A 17706-nucleotide genomic window follows, 5' to 3' on the forward strand; every position below is an offset into this window, starting at 1 on the left:
CGGACGAGCATGCAGGAGCGTCATGCCCATCAATCACGACACGAAGTTCCTCGACGACCTCCCCCAGAACTGCGCCGTGCAGTTCCTGGAGCGGGTGGAAGCGAGCGCCAACCGGGAAGCCTTCCGCTTCCCGCGTGGTGAGGCCTGGGAGTCGGTGACCTGGCGTCAGGCCGGTGACCGGGTCCGGCGCCTCGCCGCAGGCCTGATCTCCCTGGGCCTCGAGCCCGAACAGCGCGTCGGGATCGCGGCCTCCACCCGTTACGAGTGGATCCTGGCCGACCTCGCCGTCATGTGCGCCGGCGGCGCGACCACGACGGTCTACCCCTCCACGGGCGCCGAGGACACGGCGTACATCGTCGGGGACTCCGGGAGCGTGATCGTCTTCGCGGAGGACGAGACCCAGCTCGCCAAGCTGCGCGACCACCGCGCCGACCTCCCCGCGCTGGCGAAGGTCATCTCCTTCGACCCCGCGCTCGCCGACGACGACTGGGTGCTCTCCCTCGAGCAGCTCTCCGAGCTCGGTGACGCGCACCTCGCGGCCACCCCCGATGCGGTCGAGGTGGTCGCCCGATCGATCGCGCCCGACCACCTCGCGACGCTGATCTACACCTCCGGGACGACCGGCAAGCCCAAGGGCGTGCGCACGCTGCACAAGGCGTGGGTGTTCGAGGGCGAGGCGATCAAGGCCCAGGGGATCCTCGACGAGGACGACCTGCAGTTCCTCTGGCTCCCGATGGCCCACTCGTTCGGCAAGGTGCTGCTCTCCACGCAGCTCGCCTGTGGCTTCGCCACCGCGATCGACGGCCGGGTCGACAAGATCGTCGAGAACCTCGGCATCGTGAAGCCGACCTTCATGGGCGCCGCGCCGCGCATCTTCGAGAAGGCGCACGCGCGGATCGTCACCATGCAGGCCGCCGAGGGCGGTGCCAAGGAGAAGATCTTCAAGAGGGCCTTCGAGGTCGGCGCCAAGGTCGACGAGCTCCGGCTCGCCGGCAAGTCCGTCCCGCTGCCGCTGAAGCTCCAGCACGGCCTGTTCGACAAGCTGGTCTTCAGCAAGGTCCGTGACCGCTTCGGTGGACGGGTCAAGTTCTTCATCTCCGGCTCGGCTGCCCTCAACGCCGAGATCGCCGCGTGGTTCCACGCCGCCGGCATCCTCATCCTCGAGGGCTACGGCATGACCGAGAACGCCGCTGGCGCCACGGTCAACCACCCGGACGCCTACAAGCTCGGCACCGTCGGCCAGCCGTTCCCCGGCACCGAGGTCCGCATCGGCGACGGCGGTGAGGTCCAGCTCAAGGGCCCGCACATCATGGCCGGCTACCACAACCGCGACGAGGCGACCGCCGAGGCACTGACCGCCGACGGGTGGCTGCGCACCGGCGACAAGGGCGAGCTCGACTCCGACGGCTTCCTCAAGATCACCGGCCGGATCAAGGAGCTCTTCAAGACCTCCGGCGGCAAGTACATCGCCCCACCGGCGCTCGAGGCCAAGTTCAAGGCGCTGTGCCCCTACGTCAGCCAGTTCATGGTCTTCGGCGCCGAGCGCAACTTCGTCTCGGCCCTGATCACGCTCGACCCCGACGCCATCGCCGGCTGGGCGGCCGAGAACGGCAAGGCGGGCACCGACTACACCGCCCTGGTCAACGACGAGGCCGTGCAGTCGATGGTGGCCGGGTACGTCGACCTGCTCAACGCCCAGCTCAACCGCTGGGAGACCGTCAAGAAGTGGAAGCTGCTCGACCACGACCTGACGATCGAGTCCGGTGAGCTGACGCCGTCGCTGAAGGTCAAGCGCAACATCGTCGAGGCCAACAACAAGGAACTGATCGCCAGCTTCTACGGCTAGAGCCGCGTGTGGGGACTGGGCGCTCCTACAGGGACTCCACAGGAAGTGCACAGGAGTGCGGCGCAGACTGGTCCGCATGAGCCACCACCACGCTGACGAGACCGAAGAGCACGACCTCGGACTGGCCCACGACCTGCCGAAGATCATGGCGCGTCGTGGGCTGTTCGGCCTCCTGGGCGGGGTCGGGGCCGCTGCGGCCCTGACCGCCTGCGGCACGGACGGTACGACGACCAGCTCGTCCACCTCGGCCAGCACGGACGCCTCCGCGAGCGCCGACGGTGGTCCCGGCGGCGGGGGAGCGCCGCCCGAGGGTGGTCCCGGCGGGATGGGCGGCGAGAGCAGCGTCGAGGTCGCCGAGGGGGAGATCCCCGAGGAGACGGCCGGTCCCTACCCGGGCGACGGCAGCAACGGTCCGAACGTGTTGACCGAGTCGGGTGTGGTCCGCAGCGACCTGACCACGAGCTTCGGCTCGGCGTCAGGCGTGGCGGAGGGCATCCCCACGACGGTGAAGCTGAAGGTCTACGACCTCAACGGCGAGTCGATCACCCCGCTCGCCGGTGCCGCGGTCTACCTGTGGCACTGCGACCGCGAGGGCCGCTACTCGATGTACGACGACCAGGTCACCGAGGAGAACTACCTGCGCGGGGTCCAGGAGGCCGACGACGACGGCAACCTGAGCTTCACCACCATCTTCCCTGCCTGTTACACCGGTCGCTGGCCGCACATGCACTTCGAGGTCTACGAGAGCCTGTCGAAGGCCACCAGCGCCGACAACAAGCTGCGGACCTCGCAGCTGGCGCTGCCCCAGGACGTCTGCGACACCGTCTACGCCACCGAGGGCTACGAGACGAGCGTCAGCAACCTGGGACAGCTGAGCCTGGAGACCGACAACATCTTCAGCGACGGGCACTCGCTCCAGCTCGCGAAGGTGACCGGTTCGGTCGAGGCGGGCTACACCGTCACGCTCAACATCCCGGTCTGAGACACTGGGCGTGTGCCGTCCGCGTTGCCCGAGGGAGATCCCGCCCCCAGTGACGGAGGACTCCCACCCGCGGCGCTCGCCGAGCTCGGCCAGCGCCCGTTCGGGTTCTACGCCCACGTGCCGTTCTGCTCGGTGCGGTGCGGCTACTGCGACTTCAACACCTACACGGCCGAGGAGCTCGGACCCGGTGTCTCCCGGTCGACGTACGCCGACCAGGCGGTCGCCGAGGTGCACCTGGCCCGCCGTGTGCTGGGTGAGCAGGCGCCGGAGGTGGGGACCGTCTTCCTCGGTGGCGGGACGCCGACGCTGCTGCCGGCAGCCGACCTGGGCAGGATCCTCGGCGCGATCGACGACACCTTCGGACTCGCGCCGGGCGCCGAGGTGACGACGGAGGCCAACCCGGACTCGGTCGACCTCGACTACCTGACCGCGTTGCGGGAGGCCGGGTTCACCCGGGTGTCCTTCGGGATGCAGTCCGCGGTGCCGTCGGTGCTGGCGGTCCTGGATCGCACCCACGATCCCGAGCGGGTGCCGCGCGTGGTGGAGGCCGCACGGTCCGCAGGCTTCGAGCAGATCAGCCTCGACCTGATCTACGGCACGCCGGGGGAGAGTGCCGACGACTGGGAGACCACCCTCGACGCGGCCCTGGCGTGCTCGCCGGACCACGTGTCGGCGTACTCCCTCATCGTCGAGGACGGCACCGCGCTCGCGCGCCGGGTGCGCCGCGGTGAGCTGCCGATGCCCGACGACGACGATCTCGCCGACAAGTACGTCCAGGCCGACGAGCGCCTCGTCGACGCCGGTCTCGGGTGGTACGAGGTGTCCAACTGGGCCCGCGACGACCGGGCCCGGTGCCGCCACAACCTGGCCTACTGGACCGGCGCGGACTGGTGGGGCGTGGGGCCCGGTGCGCACTCCCACGTCGGCGGGGTCCGCTGGTGGAACGTCAAGCACCCGGCGGCGTACGCCGGCCGGCTGGCCGCCGGCGACAGCCCGGCGCACGCCCGCGAGGTCCTCGATGCGGCGACCCGTCGCGTGGAGCGGGTCCTGCTCGAGGTGCGCCTGCGCGAGGGCCTGGACGTCTCGCTGCTCGAGGACCCCGCGGTCCTGCGCGGCCTCGTCGCCGACGACCTGATCGAGGACCGCGCCGACCGCCTGGTCCTCACCCGCCGTGGCCGGCTGCTGGCCGACGGCGTCGTGCACACCCTCCTGGCCTGACTCGGCCTGACCCGGCCCTGCCCCGCCGCGCGGTGGTGGCCGCGACTTCATTGCCCATTAACTCTAGTGATACAGTAGAAATAGGTGCCGAAGGACGGCGCTGTCCCGCTAGGAGGCTTCGATGGGTCCCGTGATCGGCTACGTGCCGGGTGCCTTCGACCTGTTCCACATCGGTCACCTCAACGCCCTGCGCCAGGCGCGCCAGTGGTGTGACGTGCTGGTGGCCGGGGTGGTGGCTGACGAGGTCTGCCTGGAGACGAAGGGCGTGCAGCCCACCGTCCCGCTCTCGGAGCGACTGGAGATCGTGGAGGCGATCGGCATCGTCGACGCCGTCTACGCCGAGGACACCACGAGCAAGACCGACTCCTGGCGTGACGTGGGCTTCCACCGGATTTTCAAGGGTGACGACTGGCAGGGCACGGCCAAGGGACGCCGCCTCGAGCAGGAGATGGCGGCGCTGGGCGTCCAGGTCACCTACTTCCCCTACACCCTCCAGACCTCCTCGACGGCGCTGCGCAAGGCGCTCGCCCACCGCGGGGCGTCATGACCACCGTCGTCTCCGACGACGGCATCCTCCTTCCTGCAGCCTCGCGTCCGTTCCTCGTCGAGATCGACGGCCACTACGTCTGGTCGCTGACCCCCGACCGCGACGGGGTGCGTCGCAGCGGGGGAGTGCTGGTGCCGTGGCCCGGAGTCCTGCGACCGTTCCTGTCCGGCCGCGGCCGGATCCGGATCACCGACACCACCGGCGAGGAGGTCCTGCACGATGCCGAGGTCGGTCTCGGTGCCGGGGAGGGCCCGCTCGCGGTCGTCGACGCGCAGGGCAACCGGCTCAGCGTCGACAAGGTCGGCCACCTCGCCCGTTCCTTCGCGGACACCGGAGAGGCTGTCCAGCAGGAGATCCTGGTCGGGACCAGGCGGGCGCTCGACGACCTGCGCGAGCACGCCGGCGTGAACGCCTACCTCAACTACGGCGCGCTCCTGGGGGCGATCCGCGAGGGCCGGATGCTCGCCCACGACTCCGACACCGACCTCTGCTACCTCTCGGACCACACCTCGCCGGCCGACATCATCGCCGAGTCCTACCGGATCTCGCGCGCCATGCGCGCCCTCGGCTGGAACCTCCTGCGCATGTCCGGCGGCGACATCAAGCTGCTCCTGCCGCTCTCCGACGGCCGGATCTGCCACATCGACGTGTTCGTGGCGTTCCACGTCGGCGACACCTTCTTCCAGCTCGGCAACCGCAGCGGCTCGCTGCCGCGCTCGTCGATCGAGCCGTTCTCGACGATCGAGCTCCATGGCCACGAGTTCCCCGCCCCGCGCGACCCCGAGGCGATGCTCGCCTTCCTCTACGGGCCGCACTGGCGCACGCCCGACCCGTCCTTCCGCTACGAGGACCCGCCGGACGGCGTACGACGTCTCGACGGCTGGCTCCGCGGCTTCCGCTCGGAGATGGGGCTGTGGACCGGGTTCCTCAACGGCCCCCGGGTCACCGACGTGCCGCGCACGGCCTCGCCCTTCGCGCGATGGGTCGAGCCGCAGCTCGGGGACCTCCCGGTGCTCGACCTCGGCACCGGGACCGGACGCGACGCACTCTGGTTCGCCCGTCAGGGCCACCGCACCGGGGCCGTGGACTTCTCCCGCGCGGGTCTGGGACGGGTACGCCGTCTGGCGCGCCACCGGGGCCTCGAGGTCGAGGCCGGGCAGCTGATCCTCGGCGAGCTGCGTTCGACGCTGAGCCTGGGCACGCGGCTCGCCCGCGACCCCCACCACCTCTACGCCCGCCACCTCCTGGGGTGCCTGGACGACGCCGCGCTGGACCAGCTCTGGCTGCTCGCGCGGATGGCGCTCCGGCCCGGTGGGGGCTCGCTGTTCCTGGAGTTCCAGGCCGTCGACGACCAGGTGCCCGACACCGCGGCCGGCACTGCGGTCGAGCCGGACGGACTGGTCCGCCGCGTCGACCCCGCCGCCGTCCGGGCCGGGATCGAGAGGTCCGGCGGGATCGTCGAGCGGATCACCCTCGCCCCCGGTCAGGACATGTTCGACCACCCGGACCTGGCCGTGTGCCGGATCCGCGCCGTCTGGCCCGCGCCCACCGCGCCGGCCTCCGCTGCACCCACCGAGGAGACCCGATGAGCACCCACGAGATCCGGACCCGGCTCCGGTCGCAGGCTCGCGATCGCCTGCCCGGCCCCGTCGTCGAGCGGATCCGCGGCCGCGTCAGCCTGCGGGACCGGGTCCGCGTGCTCGAGGCCGAGGTCCAGGAGAACCGTCAGCTCAACCGCCGTATCGCCGAGCTGACCGACGTCGTCACCGAGCTGCTGATCCCGCTCGATGCGCGTGACCAGGACCGGGTGGACGAGGTGCTGAGCAGGTACCAGCAGGGTCTCTGACCCCGCCGAGCCCGGCCGGACGGATCCGGACCGGCCTCAGACCGCCGTCACGAAGTCGATCAGCTCCTCGACCCGTCCCAACAGGGTCGGGTCGAGGTCCTGGAATCCGCGCACGCCCCCGAGGACGTGCTTCCATGCCCGGGCGATGTCGGCCTGGTCGCGGTGCGGCCAGCCGAGCTGCTGGCAGGTGCCCTTCTTCCAGTCGATGCTGCGCGGGACCGACGGCCACTCGGTGAACCCGAGTCGCTCGGGCTTCACGGCCTGCCAGATGTCGATGAACGGGTGCCCGACGATCAGCACGTCCTTGCCGACCGGGGACTTCTTGATGCCCTGGGCGATCCGGCTCTCCTTGGAGCCCGGCACGAGATGGTCGACCAGGACGCCGACGCGTCGGTTCGGACCCGGCTTGAAGTCGCGCAGGTGATCGGCCAGGTCGTCGACGCCGCCGAGGAACTCCACGACCACGCCCTCGATGCGCAGGTCGTCGCCCCAGACCTTCTCGACGAGCTCGGCGTCGTGCCGGCCCTCGACGAAGATGCGGCTGGCCCGGGCGACGCGGGCCTTCACGTCATGGACGGCGATCGAGCCGCTCGCCGTACGCGTCGGCTTCTGCGGGCCTGCTGCGTTCGCGCCCAGGGGCGGGGTGAGGATGACCGGCTTGCCCTCGAGCAGGAAGCCCGGGCCGAGGGGGAAGGTACGCCGCTTGCCGCGGCGGTCCTCGAGGGTCACGGTGTCCAGGTCGCGGTCGAACGCGACGATCTCGCCGCACCAGTCCGTGGTGACCTCTTCGACGACCAGGCCGGGATCGGCGGGCGTCTCCACCGCGCGGCCCCGCTTGGGGACCTTCCAGTCACCTGCCAGCACATCGGTCCCGTAGCGATCCACGACGGACCAACCTAGGCGGTTCAGGCCATCGGCAGGTGGCGGCGCGCCCGGGGGAGCTGGGCGTAGGCGCGGGGGACCGCGTGGTGCAGGGCGTCGACGGGGAAGGGCCACGTCGCGGAGGCGATCGCCTCGGCCTCGGGCACGCCGCGCGAGACCAGGTCGCGCAGGGTCTCGGCGACCGCGCGCAGCTCGTCGCACTGGGTCTCCACGAAGCTCCGGTCGACGACGGCGCCGTGACCGGGGACGACGACCGAGGCCGGGGTGAGCAGACCGATCACCAGGTCGAGGGTCTGCGGCCACTCCAGGGGCCACGAGTCCGCACCGAACGAGGGAGGTGCGGACTCCTCGACCAGGTCGCCCGTGAGCAGGACGTCCGCGTCGGGGACACGCACCACCAGGTCCCCGGCCGTGTGGCCGCGGCCGGGGTGGATGAGCTCGACCTGACGGTCCCCGAGGTCGATGACCACCGCGCTGGAGAAGGTGTGGTCGGCCGGCGGTGCGGCCGGGTCGGTCTGCGCCGCGGCCTCCTCGGTCGCGTGGATCGGGACGCCGTCGTAGTGCGTGCGGAAGGCCGCATTGCCCAGGACGTGGTCGAAGTGGTCGTGGGTGTTGACCACGGCGAGGACCGGTCCCGGCCCCAGGTCGCCCAGCGCGGCGATGGCCTCGTCGGCCTCTGCGGGGGTGGCGAGGGTGTCGACGACCACGAAGCCACGCTCGCCCCGGATCGCGACCAGGTTGACGTCGTACGACGCGACGCGGCGCACCCAGATCCGGTCGGCTACTTCGGTGAACGGCACCCGCTCACCGTAGCGAGGGCGTGATCCAGGTCAACACAGGCCGGCGTGGAGCTCGGAGCGCAGGAGCTCGCCGAGCTCGGGGGTGCTGGTGGCGGAACGGGGGAAGTGCAGCTCGCTCTGGTGGGACCCGGTGAGGTCCACCCACTGCAGCACGACGCTCGAGGCGCTGAGCTCGGCGAGGTGGACGCCGAGGATGTCGCCGAGCCGGGTGGAGGTGCGGGTGGCGATCGCGCGTCGCAGCTCGTCCTGGTGGCACACGTTGGCGTGCTCGACCGAGCGCTGCAGGAAGCCGCGGTTGAGGTCGTGGGCCCGGCTCGCGAAGGCGTGCAGGGGGACGCGGATGCGGGCGTCGTCGGGGGCGTGGTCATCGCCCTCGCGGGCGAGCACGGCGAAGTCGAGGTGCAGCGTGATCCGCATCCGCACCTCGGCGCAGCACTCGCACTCCTCGAGGCCGCTGGCCTCCAGGCGTCCGGAGAGGGTCAGGGTCGCGTCCCGGTCAGAGGACCCGGCGCGGCCCAGGCCGCTGCGCAGCGTGAGCAGTGCGCCCCTGCGGTCGGTGGCCGCGACGGCCAGGGCGGCGTCGGCCGGGCAGGAGAACATCGGGAGGCCGCCGTGGTCCTGCATCTCCAGGTGCGCGTCCTCGAGGCCTGCGGTGACGTCGTCGATGCCGTCGACGACCAGGCGTACGTCGGCCGGGCACGCCAGGATGCTGCGGGCTGCGGCCGCCAGTCGGTGCACGTCGGCGCGGCTGGCGTCGATGCCGGGGTCCAGGGACATGGCCTGCTCCTTCGATCGGGTCTTAGGTGAGCCTAACCTACTACCCAGTGCGACGTGTCGGAAGCCTCGTGTCCCACGGTCCGGGCATTCCGGGGGACCGGCGGTAGCATTGGCACTCCTCGGAGCGGAGTGCCAGAGCGTCGACATCACCCAGGAGGTGGGCATGCAGGAGGAACGCAGGCTCGCCGTGCTGCGCGCGATCGTCCAGGACTACGTCGCGACGGAGGAGCCGGTCGGTTCCAAGGCCCTGGTCGAGCGCCACCACCTCAACGTCTCGCCGGCCACTATCCGCAACGACATGGCCGCGCTGGAGGACGAGGGCTTCCTCGCCCAGCCCCACACGAGCGCCGGCCGCGTGCCCACCGACAAGGGCTACCGCCTGTTCGTCGACCGGCTGTCGACGGTCAAGCCGATGACGACGGCCGAGCGACGCGCCATCGCCGGCTTCCTCGACGGCGCGGTGGACCTCGACGACGTCGTGAACCGCTCGGTCCGGGTCCTGGCCCAGCTGACCCGACAGGTCGCCGTGGTGCAGTACCCCAGCCTCTCGCGCTCCACCGTGCGCCACGTCGAGGTCGTCGCGCTGACGCCGACCCGCCTGCTCCTGGTGCTCATCCTCAGCAGCGGCCGCGTCGAGCAGCGCCACGTCGAGCTGGAGGCCGAGCTCGCCGACGACGAGCTCGCCGCCCTGCGATCCCGGATCAACCTCGCTGCCACCGGTGAGATCATCGCCGTCGCCGCGGCCGCGCTCGACGCGCTGGTCCGCCCGGTCCCCGACGGCCCGGAGGTCCCCGCCGCCCTGACCGCGGTCGTGGACACGCTGGTCGAGGCGATGAGCGACCACCGCTCCGACGAGCGGGTGGTCGTCGGTGGCACGGCCAACCTGGCCCGGTTCGGCGAGAGCTTCGACACCTCGATCCGCCCGCTGCTCGAAGCGCTCGAGGAGCAGGTCGTGCTGCTGCGCCTGCTCGGTGAGGCGAGCGGCGGCGGAGCCGTCACGGTGCGGATCGGCACCGAAGGACCCTACGAAGAGCTGTCCTCGACCAGCGTGGTCGCGACCGGCTACGGCCCGGACGATGCCCTGGCGTCGCTCGGGATCGTCGGTCCCACGCGCATGGACTACCCCGGAACGATGGCGGCCGTGCGTGCAGTTGCGCGCTACGTGTCGCGCATCCTCGACGAGAGCTGAGCGAGTCCCAGCTGATGGAGAAGAAGTGAGTCAAGACCTCTACGAGCTGCTCGGCGTCGCCCGTGACGCGGACGCCGACACCATCAAGAAGGCCTACCGGCGCCTGGCCCGGCAGCTGCACCCGGACGTGAACCCCGACCCGGAGAGCCAGGAGACCTTCAAGCAGGTCACCGCGGCCTACGAGGTCCTCTCGGACCCGCAGAAGCGGGCGTCCTACGACCGCGGCGGCGACCCGTTCGGCGGCGGCTTCGGCGGCGGCCAGGGCGCCGGGTTCTCCTTCACCGACATCATGGACGCCTTCTTCGGCGGCCAGGGCGGTGGCGGTGGCCAGGGTGGCGGCGGTCGTGGTCCCCGGCCCCGGGTACGCCGCGGCCAGGACGCGCTGATCCGGATCGAGGTCGAGCTCGCCGAGGCGGCCTTCGGTGTCGCCCGCGAGCTCAAGGTCGACACCGCTGTGCGCTGCGAGGCGTGCGACGGCGAGGGCGCTGCGCCGGGCAGCCACCCCGTGGCCTGTGAGACCTGTCGCGGTGTCGGCGAGGTCGCGCACGTGCAGCGGTCCTTCCTCGGCGAGATCCGCACCCTGCGGCCCTGCGCGGCCTGCCGTGGCTTCGGCTCGGTCATCCCCGACCCCTGCCGCGAGTGCGCCGGCGACGGCCGGGTCCGCTCGCGTCGTACCCTCACCGTCAAGATCCCGGCCGGTGTCGACACCGGCACCCGGGTCCAGCTCACCGAGCAGGGCGAGGTCGGTCCGGGTGGCGGACCTGCCGGCGACCTCTACGTCGAGATCCACGTCGCCCAGCACGCGGTCTTCGAGCGCCACGGCAACGACCTGCACTGCACGGTCTCGGTTCCGATGACCGCAGGCGCCCTCGGCACCACCATCACGATGCCGACCCTGGAGGCCGACATCGCCGAGGGTGAGGACTCCGGTCTGGAGACCGGGTTCGAGCTGCCCATCCCGGCCGGCACGCAGTCGGGCCACGAGGTGCAGCTGCGTGGACGCGGCGTCCCCGGTCTGCGCGGTGGCCGCGGCGACCTGATCGTGAGCATCGCTATCGAGACGCCCACCCGCCTCGACGCGCGCCAGGAGGAGCTGCTGCGCGAGCTCGCCGCCCTCCGTGGCGAGGAGCAGCCCACCGGCGACGTGCGTCCGTCCCACCGGTCGATGTTCGGCCGGCTCCGCGACGCCTTCACCCACTGAGACGACCGGTCCTCCCGTGACCCTCCCGCAGCACCTCGTCCCGACCCTGGCGGGCGTCGTCGTCGGCTCCGAGGTCAGCGTCGAGGGCGACGAGGCCCACCACGCGGTCGTCGTACGACGCCTGCGGGTCGGGGAGTCACTGCTGCTCACCGACGGGTCGGGCCGAGTGGTCACCGGTGAGGTGACCGCGACCGCGAAGCGCACCTTCTCCGTGGTGGCACGCGAGGTCACCGACGTCCCCGAGCCGCTGCCCCGGATCACCGCGGTCCAGGCCCTGCCGAAGGGCGAGCGCGGCGAGCTCGCCGTCGAGGTGCTCACCGAGATCGGCGCCGCCCGCATCGTGCCGTGGGCAGCCGATCGCAGTGTCGCCGTCTGGAAGGGCGAGAGGGCGGCCAAGTCCCACGCGAAGTGGCAGTCGACGGCACGGGAGGCCGCCAAGCAGGCGCGTCGCGCCTGGCACCCGGAGGTGCCGCCGCTGGAGTCGACGGCCGAGGTCCTGGCGCGGATCAGTGCTGCCGACGTCGCCGTGGTCCTCCACGAGGACGCCACGGAGCCGATCGACGCGCTCGCGCTGCCTGCCGACGGCGAGATCCTCGTGGTGGTCGGCCCCGAGGGAGGCCTCACCGCCGACGAGGTGGCGCAGTTCGTCGCGGCCGGTGCGGTCGCTGTCCGGCTCGGTGCCGAGGTCCTGCGCACGTCCACGGCCGGGGTCGCGGCCGTCGCCGCACTCCTTGCCCGGACCCCGCGCTGGGGCGGCTGACCAGCCTCGACGTCAGCGCGCCAGCAGCGCCTCGACGCGGCCGATCTCCTCGTCCAGCTCCGCCTTCTCGGTGCGGCTCAACGGCCGCAGCACCTCGCCGACGACGACCCGGCCGTCCTCGATCCACCAGAGGCCCTCGAGCCAGCCGTCGACGTAGAAACCGCTGGCCTGCGCACCGTTCACGCCCATCCACGCGTTGCGGCGCTCCGGCGCAGTGACCCGGTCGCGCGCTGCGTGCGAGAGCCAGACGTTGTCGTAGGTCCCGAGCAGCCGGACGGGAGCAGGCACGTCCTCCTCGGCCACCGGCGCGCCCTCGACGTCGTACAGGACCTTGCCGTTCTCGTCCTCGTGGACGACGAGGTCGGCCATGGCCTTGAGCACGGGGACGAGCCGGGTGATGCCCGACCAGGCGGTCACGTCGGCGGCGCTCGCCGGGCCGAAGGCCCGCAGGTAGCGCCGCACGATCGCGGCGACGTCCGGCTCCTGGAGCGGCGCGTCGAGCCAGCGAGCCGCGAAGTCGTAGGCCACGGCGGTGGAGGCCTCCGGCTTCCAGCAGCCGCGCGGCGGCAGCTGGACCAGGACCTCGGTGACCCGGGCGACCTGGCCGAGCTGGGCCGCCGTGAACTCGGGGAACCGCTCGGCCAGGGCGGCGCCGAGAGCACGCTGGGGGAGCGGTCCGTCGGCGAGTGCGCTCCGGACGGCCTCGGCGAAGGCCGCACGGTCCACGGTCCGCGCCTCGCCGATGCTCTGGCTCTGGCGCAGCTCGCGGTCGCGCACGGGCGCGGCCCACACCGGCAGGCTCAGCGCGTCGTCGGGCAGGTGCAGGTGGACGGTGTCGCGCATGCTGAGGACCCGGACGAGCGAGCGGTCCTCCAGCGCGCGGCTGACCTCCCACGGGTCGAGGTCGGTGAGCCGCGCGGCGAGGGAGAGGTACGGCGGCAGGGGCTCCTGCGCCTGCAGCCCGATCAGGTGCCCGATCATGCTCGCCGGCGTCGCGTCCACCCGCTCCAGCAGGTGCTGGCGGAGCAGGAGGGTGCGGTTGAGCCGCTGTCGGCTGAACTTCACCTCGACGCCGTCCTCACTCGATCGTGATCCGCTTCGTGTCCTCGGTCGGGCCGCCACCCTCGCCGTTCGACGGGTCGTCGGTGCGCGCGACGAAGGTGTAGGCGCCGGCCGGCAGGCTGCTCACGTCGATCTCGACGGACCAGGGGTAGAGCTTGTCGATCCAGCCCTCGGCGGTGGCGAAGCCGTCGAGCACGACCTCGCCGGTGCTGTCCTCGATCGTCCACGGCACGGTGGCCTCGAAGGAGCTCGCCCGGCCGTTGGCCGTGATCGAGCCCTTCACCGCCGTGCCCTCGGCGGGCTCGGTGACGTTGACCAGGGCCAGCACGTCCAGCTGCGGACGGGCGTTGAGCCCCTTGCTCGCGTCGACCCCGAGAAGCGTGGCGGCGGGCCGGCCGTCGTGCTCGACCGTGACGGGGAGGCGCTCGCCCACCACGCCCTGGAGGGTCAGGACGAGCTGCTGGACGGCGAGCCGGGCGCGGGCGTTGTCGAGGCTGCCGCGGGAGAGCCAGGCCTCGTCGTCGACCTCCACCACGATCGCGTCCTCGGTCTGCTCGACCGAGGCGAACCGGCCGCTCGGCCACAGCGTGCGGTAGTCGGGGTCGACCGGGTCACCGGCGGTCACCGCGGCGGCGGCCGCGACGAGGGGCTCGATCCCCGAGGCCTGCGTGAACTCGCGGAAGAGACGGTCGCCCTGCGGGGTGTCGCCGACGTAGTAGACGGGGATCACCTCGGCGTCGGGCGCCTGGCCCGCGTCGGTCCCGTCGGTCCCGTCGGTCCCGTCGGAGGACGGGGTGCCCGCCTCGCTCGGGTCCGACGGTGTGGTGCTGGTGCCACTGGCCGGGTCGGCCGCGCCGCCGTCGTCGCTGCACGCGACGAGGAGGCCCAGGGCCAGGGTCGCGCCGGCGAGTGCCGTCAGGGAACGGCGGGTGGGGAGGCTCATGAGGGCGATCCTTCCGTGCTCGGTGGGTGGGTCAGCGGACCGTGAGGGTCCGCGTGTCGACGGCGGGGTCGTCGGGCCCGACGAGGAGGCTCACGACCAAGGTGTAGGTGCCCGGCGCGAGGTCGGTGATGTCAGTGGTCTGCTCCCACGTCCCGCCCGTCACGGGAGCCTCGCCGGACAGGGCGACCTCGCCGTCGGCGACCAGGGTCCACGGCAGGGAGTCGAGTCCCGTCGGTGGCCGGACGGTGCCGCGCACGGTCAGCAGGTCGTCGACGGTGTGGCCCTCCGCGGGATCGGAGATGTTGACCGGGGTGAGCACGTCGCCGTCGCGGACGACATCGGTGCGCACGGTCCCGCCTGCGGTCTCGACGGTGACCGGCACGACGCGTCCCACCGCCGCCTGCGCGGTGTAGACGACCTGCTGGATGCTCTCGACCGCCACGGCTGCCGGATCCGCCGCGGCACCCTCGCTGATGCGCACCGTGATGGCCTCCGCCGTCGCGTCGAGAGCGAGGAAGGCGCCGTCGGGCCATGCGGTGCGGTAGTCGGGGTCGTCCGGTCCGGCGTCCGTCTCGAGGCGACGGAGCGCCGAGAGCGCGCGGGCCGTGCCGTCGCCGGTGTGCGGCACCGACTGGAACTCCCGGTAGAGCCGGTCGCCCTCGGGCGTCGTGCCGAGGAAGTACGTCGCCACGGCGTCGAGGCGCTCGGCCGGCTGGTCGGCCGGGCCGTCCTCTCCGCCCGGGCGTCCGAGGCTGCCGACGAGCGCGACCGCTCCGATCACGGCAGCGGTCGCGGTCCCGGCACCGAGGACCAGCAGTGGCCAGCGGCGTGGGGTGCGGCGGGGGACCTGCGCCGTGCGCCGCCGGATCGCGCCGAGACCGTCGCCGGGATCGACGTCGGCGACCGCGTCGCTCAGCAGCCAGCGGAGGTCGTCGTCGGGGAAGTCGTCGCCGACGTCGTCGAGGAGGTCGTGGTCCTTCGCCATCACTGGCCGTCCTTGTCCTGGTGCGTGGCGAGCAGTGGCCGCAACGCCGCCGAGCCCCGCGAGGCGTGGCTCTTCACCGCACCTCTGCTGATCCCGAGTGTGTCGGCGATCTCCGCCTCGGACAGGTCGAGGTAGTAGCGCAGCGCGAGCACCTCGCGCTGGCGACGCGGCAGGCGCTGGAGCGCGTCCAGCACGGTCTGCCTCCTGCTGTCGGCCAGGACCGGCTCGTCGGCGCCCGGCACGACGTCGACGTGGTGCTGCCGGGCGAGGTGCCGCTGCACCACACCGCGGTGCCGCAGCGCCGAACGGGACCGGTTCACCACGCTCTGGCGAAGGTACGCCGCAGCACGGCTCGGGTCGTCGAGTCGCGACCACCGACGGTGCAGCTCGACGAAGGCGTCCTGGACGACCTCCTCGGCCTGGCCCCGGTCGCGCACCAGCAGGACGGAGAGCCGCACCAGCTGGTCCCAGTGGGCGACGTACAGGCTCTCGATCGCGGCGTCGACGTCCTCGCTCATGGCACGCCCACGTGCCCCGGCAGGGGAGCCGGGGTGGAGCGGAGCAGCGCCGAGGACCGCATGGATCGTCACGGTAGTTCCACGCGCACCCCCGGGGATCGGTTGACACGGCGATCGCACGATCTGGGAGGCTGGGAGACGTGACTGCCGATCCCGAGTGCCTGTTCTGCAAGATCATCGCCGGCGAGATCCCCGCCGAGATCCTCCACTCCACCGAGCGGACCGTCGCCTTCCGCGACATCAACCCGCAGGCGCCGCTCCACGTGCTGGTCGTGCCCCGTGACCACGCGCCGAACGCTGCGGCGAGCGCGGAGGCGGGTCCCGAGATGTTCGCCGAGATCGCCGTGACGGCGCGAGCGATCGCCACCGCCGAGGGGTACGACGACCACCGGCTCGTGTTCAACACCGGCGCCGGCGTGGGCCAGACGGTGTTCCACACCCACGGCCACGTGCTCGCCGGGCGCTCGATGACCTGGCCCCCGGGCTGATCAGGCCTGGTCAGGCCTGGTCAGGGCTGGTCAGCACCGGTCGGGGGTAATCGGGTGGGCCCCGGCGGGGGCCTCCCGTAGCATGGAGGGACCATTCGTCGTCCCTGAAAGGCCGCCCGTCCTCGGGCATCCATGACCGACTCACCTCCCACCCCGATCACAGCGACCCGGCACACCGTCGTGGTGCCGAACAGCATCGACATGGTCACGCTCTTCGGTCCGGGCGACGAACACCTCGGGATCATCGAGAAGAACTTCGGCGTCCAGATCCACGTCCGTGGCAACCGGCTGACACTGACCGGCGAGACCCACGAGCTCGAGCTCGCCCAGAAGCTCATCGAGGAGCTCGTGGTGATCCTGCGCACCGGGCAGGGCATCACCGTCGACGTCGTCGAGCGCGTCGAGGCGATGCTCCGTGCCCAGACGCCGACCTCGGAACGACCCGCGGACGTGCTGTCCCTCAACATCCTGAGCAATCGCGGCCGCTCGATCCGGCCCAAGACGCTCAACCAGAAGCGCTACGTCGAGACCATCGACCAGCACACGATCACCTTCGGCATCGGCCCGGCGGGCACCGGCAAGACCTACCTCGCCATGGCGAAGGCTGTGCAGGCCCTCCAGGCCAAGCAGGTCAACCGGATCATCCTGACCCGTCCGGCCGTCGAGGCGGGGGAGCGGCTCGGCTACCTCCCCGGCACGCTCAGCGAGAAGATCGACCCCTACCTGCGGCCGTTGTACGACGCCCTCCACGACATGCTCGACCCGGAGTCGGTGCCCAAGCTCCTCGCCGCCGGCACGATCGAAGTGGCGCCGCTGGCCTACATGCGCGGTCGCTCGCTGAACGACTCCTTCATCATTCTCGACGAGGCGCAGAACACCACGCCCGAGCAGATGAAGATGTTCCTGACCCGTCTGGGCTTCGGCTCGAAGATCGTGGTGACCGGTGACGTCACCCAGGTCGACCTGCCGTCCGGGACGACCTCCGGCCTGCGGATCATCGAGGGGATCCTCGACGGTGTCGAGGACCTCGCGTTCGTGCGGCTCACGAGCAGCGACGTCGTGCGCCACAAGCTGGTGGCGCGCATCGTCGCAGCCTACGACGAGTTCGACGCGCAGAAGGAAGCCCAGAAGGAAGCCCAGAAGGCGGAGCGGGACATCCGCCAGAACCGACGCTTCGAGAACCAGAAGGACGACGCCGAGTGAGCATCGAGATCCTCGACGAGTCCGGGGCCGGGCTCGACGTCAAGCACTTCTCGCGGCTGTCGCGGTTCGTGATGGACCAGATGCGCGTGCACCCGCTCGCCGAGCTCTGCATCAAGGCGGTCGACGAGGCCACCATCGCCGAGCTCAACGAGAAGTGGATGGAGAAGGAGGGCCCGACCGACGTCCTGGCCTTCCCGATGGACGAGCTGCGGCCCGGCCTGGTCAACGAGGAGCCCGAGGAGGGCGTGCTCGGCGACCTGGTGCTCTGCCCGGTCATCGCCGAGCGTCAGGGTGCTGCGGCCGGCCACGGCACCCTCGCTGAGCTCGAGCTGCTGACGACCCACGGCATCCTGCACCTGCTCGGCTACGACCACGCGGAGCCGGAGGAGCACAAGGTCATGTTCGGGCTCCAGGACCAGCTGCTGGTCCAGTGGCGCGACCACCTCGCGGCCTCGTGAT

19 protein-coding genes are annotated in these 17706 nt (G+C 71.7%); 12 read left to right on the plus strand and 7 right to left on the minus strand.

Annotated features, from left to right (window positions below; translation table 11 throughout):
- Positions 1-22 precede the first annotated feature (22 nt).
- From ASE01_RS12515 to ASE01_RS12540, 6 genes are all read left to right on the plus strand, one after another.
- Positions 23-1846 (plus strand): AMP-dependent synthetase/ligase, encoded by a 1824-nt coding sequence (locus ASE01_RS12515; RefSeq protein ID WP_056751849.1) that lies wholly within the window; start codon positions 23-25, stop codon positions 1844-1846.
- Positions 1847-1922: 76 nt separating this feature from the next.
- Complete coding sequence (locus ASE01_RS12520; RefSeq protein ID WP_056751853.1) at positions 1923-2828, plus strand: intradiol ring-cleavage dioxygenase; 906 nt, start codon at positions 1923-1925, stop codon at positions 2826-2828.
- Between the two features lie 12 nt (positions 2829-2840).
- A complete protein-coding gene (gene hemW / locus ASE01_RS12525; RefSeq protein WP_056751857.1) occupies positions 2841-4046 on the plus strand; it encodes a radical SAM family heme chaperone HemW in 1206 nt (401 codons plus the stop codon).
- A 121-nt stretch (positions 4047-4167) separates the two neighbouring features.
- Positions 4168-4593: an adenylyltransferase/cytidyltransferase family protein gene (locus ASE01_RS12530; RefSeq protein WP_056751861.1), complete on the plus strand. Its 426-nt coding sequence runs from the start codon at positions 4168-4170 to the stop codon at positions 4591-4593.
- A complete protein-coding gene (locus ASE01_RS12535; RefSeq protein WP_056751865.1) occupies positions 4590-6182 on the plus strand; it encodes a class I SAM-dependent methyltransferase in 1593 nt (530 codons plus the stop codon). The genes ASE01_RS12530 and ASE01_RS12535 overlap by 4 nt, the downstream gene beginning before the upstream one ends.
- Positions 6179-6439, plus strand: coding sequence for a DUF6752 domain-containing protein (locus ASE01_RS12540; protein ID WP_082606010.1), 261 nt, complete (start codon positions 6179-6181; stop codon positions 6437-6439). The genes ASE01_RS12535 and ASE01_RS12540 overlap by 4 nt, the downstream gene beginning before the upstream one ends.
- Positions 6440-6475: 36 nt before the next feature.
- On the opposite strand, the gene ASE01_RS12545 is transcribed toward ASE01_RS12540, so the two are convergent.
- From ASE01_RS12545 to ASE01_RS24410, 3 genes are read right to left on the minus strand one after another with little or no spacing between them, the layout of a single operon-like run.
- Positions 6476-7324, minus strand: a complete 849-nt coding sequence (locus ASE01_RS12545) for a DUF3097 domain-containing protein (RefSeq protein ID WP_200958829.1) — start codon at positions 7322-7324, stop codon at positions 6476-6478.
- 20 nt (positions 7325-7344) lie between these two features.
- Positions 7345-8121 (minus strand): MBL fold metallo-hydrolase, encoded by a 777-nt coding sequence (locus ASE01_RS12550; protein ID WP_056751869.1) that lies wholly within the window; start codon positions 8119-8121, stop codon positions 7345-7347.
- A gap of 30 nt (positions 8122-8151) precedes the next feature.
- Complete coding sequence (locus ASE01_RS24410) at positions 8152-8898, minus strand: hypothetical protein (protein WP_056751872.1); 747 nt, start codon at positions 8896-8898, stop codon at positions 8152-8154.
- A gap of 163 nt (positions 8899-9061) precedes the next feature.
- On the opposite strand from ASE01_RS24410, the gene hrcA reads away from it, so the two are divergent.
- From hrcA to ASE01_RS12570, 3 genes are read left to right on the plus strand one after another with little or no spacing between them, the layout of a single operon-like run.
- Positions 9062-10087, plus strand: coding sequence for a heat-inducible transcriptional repressor HrcA (gene hrcA, locus ASE01_RS12560; RefSeq protein WP_056752233.1), 1026 nt, complete (start codon positions 9062-9064; stop codon positions 10085-10087).
- 25 nt (positions 10088-10112) lie between these two features.
- Positions 10113-11288 carry a molecular chaperone DnaJ gene (gene dnaJ / locus ASE01_RS12565; protein WP_056751875.1) on the plus strand — a complete coding sequence of 392 codons (1176 nt, stop codon included), beginning with the start codon at positions 10113-10115 and terminating at the stop codon, positions 11286-11288.
- 16 nt (positions 11289-11304) lie between these two features.
- Entirely contained in the window at positions 11305-12048 is a 744-nt protein-coding gene (locus ASE01_RS12570; protein WP_056751878.1) for a 16S rRNA (uracil(1498)-N(3))-methyltransferase, read from the plus strand.
- Positions 12049-12060: 12 nt separating this feature from the next.
- Here ASE01_RS12570 and ASE01_RS12575 read toward each other — a convergent pair whose 3' ends face one another.
- Genes ASE01_RS12575 through ASE01_RS12590 form a run of 4 tightly spaced genes read right to left on the minus strand, consistent with a single transcriptional unit; the run spans position 12061 to position 15628 of the window.
- Positions 12061-13113, minus strand: a complete 1053-nt coding sequence (locus tag ASE01_RS12575; protein ID WP_056751881.1) for a winged helix DNA-binding domain-containing protein — start codon at positions 13111-13113, stop codon at positions 12061-12063.
- A 13-nt stretch (positions 13114-13126) separates the two neighbouring features.
- On the minus strand, positions 13127-14053 hold the full coding sequence (locus tag ASE01_RS12580) for a Gmad2 immunoglobulin-like domain-containing protein (RefSeq protein ID WP_056751885.1): 927 nt from the start codon (positions 14051-14053) through the stop codon (positions 13127-13129).
- Positions 14054-14084: 31 nt separating this feature from the next.
- Entirely contained in the window at positions 14085-15038 is a 954-nt protein-coding gene (locus tag ASE01_RS12585; protein ID WP_056751888.1) for a hypothetical protein, read from the minus strand.
- The gene (locus tag ASE01_RS12590) at positions 15038-15628 is read right to left on the minus strand and encodes an RNA polymerase sigma factor (protein WP_235535968.1); all 591 of its coding nucleotides are present in this window, start codon (positions 15626-15628) and stop codon (positions 15038-15040) included. The genes ASE01_RS12585 and ASE01_RS12590 overlap by 1 nt, the downstream gene beginning before the upstream one ends.
- 68 nt (positions 15629-15696) lie before the next feature.
- Here ASE01_RS12590 and ASE01_RS12595 point away from each other — a divergent pair, with 68 nt between their 5' ends.
- The 3 genes from ASE01_RS12595 (at position 15697) to ybeY (ending at position 17705) form a co-directional block, all read left to right on the plus strand.
- On the plus strand, positions 15697-16044 hold the full coding sequence (locus ASE01_RS12595) for an HIT domain-containing protein (RefSeq protein ID WP_056751896.1): 348 nt from the start codon (positions 15697-15699) through the stop codon (positions 16042-16044).
- 132 nt (positions 16045-16176) lie between these two features.
- Positions 16177-17247 carry a PhoH family protein gene (locus ASE01_RS12600; RefSeq protein WP_056751900.1) on the plus strand — a complete coding sequence of 357 codons (1071 nt, stop codon included), beginning with the start codon at positions 16177-16179 and terminating at the stop codon, positions 17245-17247.
- The gene (gene ybeY / locus ASE01_RS12605) at positions 17244-17705 is read left to right on the plus strand and encodes an rRNA maturation RNase YbeY (protein ID WP_056751904.1); all 462 of its coding nucleotides are present in this window, start codon (positions 17244-17246) and stop codon (positions 17703-17705) included. Before ASE01_RS12600 ends, ybeY begins: the two co-directional genes overlap by 4 nt.
- Position 17706: the final 1 nt, after the last annotated feature.

Origin of the sequence: Nocardioides sp. Root190 (assembly GCF_001428565.1) — a bacterium.
In the GTDB taxonomy this organism is placed as follows: Bacteria; Actinomycetota; Actinomycetes; order Propionibacteriales; family Nocardioidaceae; genus Nocardioides.